We start from the raw sequence: 1,913 nt of genomic DNA, 5'->3' as shown, positions 1-1,913 counted from the left end.
CTTTATCTTTGCTGCTTCGTTTCTTGACCATCTTTCCAACCACATAAATGGGCTCCCTGCTTGTTATGCTTCAAAATATCTCTTGCAAGGTTGGAACTGATGACCTCAACATCCTGATTATCCAAATAAATGGGCAACCAGCCACCACAAGAAACAGACCTATTTGCCGCGCACCCAACGAGAAAGTTCAGAGCGCACACCAGCATCACTTTTTCGATTAACTTCATTTTCTACCTCAAGACGGGTTGTTGCTGTCTTTAAAGCATTCTCTGTTTGCTTTTGCCGTTCGCTTTGCTTGCCAAGCTGAAACGCCTTGGCTAAAGCCATAAAAAAAACGGCTAAAGCCGCTGTAAACATAAGAGAATATTTCTTTAGCCAAAAAATCATAAGCGTTGCTCCCCAAACCGCTTGGCGACAATCACTATGCCCGTTACAGCCGCTAAAACCATCATGCCTGCTAATGCCCATTGCACCGGACCATTGCCTGCTAACAAGCCACCAAAACCAGAACAAGACCCTATAATCGGGGCAAGCGCTTCTATCTTTAAAAGACCGCTTGCTGTTTTCGTTTCTACCCTTTGATAATTCGAAGAAACATAAGCCCCTTTTACCCATAATCCCGCTTCTGCTGCTCGACGGTTGGCTAAACCCGCAAGAGGCTTCCCACCGACCTTATTCCATTTCTGTAATTCTAAGGGTACGGCTTCATAATCCCCTTGATTAAGCTTCTTCAATAAGGTTGACTTGCGAAAAGCAGCTGTTCCTACATTATAGCAAAATGAGACCAATGCCGCGAATTGGCAATCCGTTAACGAAACCGTCACCGCTTCCTCGACTGTCTTCTCAAATTGCTTTAAGTCTTCACAAAGGATTTCTTCCGCTTGCTTTTGCGTAATACGCATGCCTTTTTTGACAAGGGGGTGACCTGCATTGCTGGTGTGACCATAACCAATCGTCCAGACACATGCCGTGTCTCTATAAGCCTCTAAACGCAAACCTTCCCATTGTTTGATAAGCTCTAATCCTTCTTTCGATATCTTTCTCATCTGACGCTCCATAAAAAAAGCCCCACAAAAGTGGAGCCGGATAAAAATGTTTTCTTATGATCTCTATTGACTATGCTCTTTGATCAGCTGCTCGACTTCGTCAACACCAAAGCCAAGCTGAAAGAGCGGCGCATATTCACTTTCCTGTAATTCATACTGACAACGCTTTTCGACAAAATCACCATTTGAATCAAACGGTATTTCTGTTGTTCGACAAACCTTATGCGTATCATCTTCTACCCCCTCTTCCCCTTCACTGAGTTCTTTGACAAAAAACCAATAAAAACGCGTTGTCAAAAGCATCTCTAGCCTTCTTACTGTTTCAACTTTGTCAAAAGAAAGCATGTTCAGATAATCTTCTTTGCTATTTAAATGTTCTGGATAATCTATCATCTCTCCCTCCTAAACAAAATGACGCGTATGGCTACATCCACGCGCCGCAACTTGTTCATTTACACCATTGACGATCATGGTGGCTCGAGTAAAACGCCCATTATCCGTTGTATTACTCCAGCTACCACCCCCTAACAATGCTCTCATTTCAAACGTATTTTGCGTACGGCTTATGGGTATAGGAAACGTGCCCGATAAAAATTGCCAAACATAACCGCAACCATCCTCACAACCGATATGCGAGATCATTCGACGATTCGCCGTATCCTTATATCCACCTGAAACCTTAGAGGTTGGTTCTTTCTTGCCAACAATATGTGTCTTTTCATTGCTTCCATACATAGCAGAAGCAAACGCTTCATCACTCAGTAAAGATTTTTTAACACGCGTCATATCTGTTACATGTTCGGTATAATTACGGTTTGTTGTTATATTGGTACGATACATTGATTTCGTATTTTCACCCGTCCCTGA

At 42.9% G+C, this 1,913-nt stretch carries 3 protein-coding genes and 1 pseudogene; all 4 read right to left on the bottom strand.

Going from position 1 to position 1,913, the window contains the following annotated elements:
* Positions 1-159: 159 nt before the first annotated feature.
* On the bottom strand, positions 160-387 hold the full coding sequence (locus ACFILZ_RS09660) for a hypothetical protein (RefSeq protein ID WP_375611041.1): 228 nt from the start codon (positions 385-387) through the stop codon (positions 160-162).
* Positions 384-1,046, bottom strand: coding sequence for a lysozyme (locus ACFILZ_RS09655; RefSeq protein WP_375611040.1), 663 nt, complete (start codon positions 1,044-1,046; stop codon positions 384-386). The genes ACFILZ_RS09660 and ACFILZ_RS09655 overlap by 4 nt, the downstream gene beginning before the upstream one ends.
* A 63-nt stretch (positions 1,047-1,109) precedes the next feature.
* Positions 1,110-1,439: a hypothetical protein gene (locus ACFILZ_RS09650; RefSeq protein ID WP_375632353.1), complete on the bottom strand. Its 330-nt coding sequence runs from the start codon at positions 1,437-1,439 to the stop codon at positions 1,110-1,112.
* A 9-nt stretch (positions 1,440-1,448) separates the two neighbouring features.
* Positions 1,449-1,913: pseudogene (locus ACFILZ_RS09645) on the bottom strand (hypothetical protein); the annotation flags it as partial.

Origin of the sequence: Bartonella sp. AP40SXNS, assembly GCF_042195825.1 — a bacterium.
Taxonomy (GTDB): domain Bacteria; phylum Pseudomonadota; class Alphaproteobacteria; order Rhizobiales; family Rhizobiaceae; genus Bartonella.
Note: the sequence above shows the minus strand (reverse complement) of the source record. Positions and strands in the feature narration are given on the sequence as shown.